The organism is Streptomyces durhamensis (genome assembly GCF_000725475.1).
In the GTDB taxonomy this organism is placed as follows: Bacteria; Actinomycetota; Actinomycetes; order Streptomycetales; family Streptomycetaceae; genus Streptomyces; species Streptomyces filipinensis.
In genome coordinates this window covers 1-212 of record NZ_JNXR01000217.1, presented here as the reverse complement: position 1 = coordinate 212, position 212 = coordinate 1, and the positions used below count along the sequence as shown (strand labels likewise).

The window sequence follows — 212 nt, the reverse complement described above, 5'->3', positions numbered from 1 at the left end:
GGCAGGACGGCGGTGTAGTCGGAGACGTCGTAACCGCCGTCCCTGAGCGGTGACTTGAAGAACGGCGGCAGCCACAGACAGTCGACCCCCAGCCACTGCAGATAGTCGAGCTTGGCGGTCAGGCCCTTCAGGTCGCCGACGCCGTCGCCGTTGCTGTCCTGGAAGGAGCGGACCAGGACCTCGTAGAAGACGGCGCGTTTGAACCAGTCCGG

The 212-nt window shown here is 65.6% G+C and carries 1 protein-coding gene; it reads right to left on the bottom strand.

The features are described 5' to 3' along the window. Positions 1 to 212, bottom strand: a 212-nt coding sequence (locus tag IO33_RS45530) for an alpha-amylase family glycosyl hydrolase (RefSeq protein WP_037687706.1), incomplete at both ends; no start/stop codon positions are given.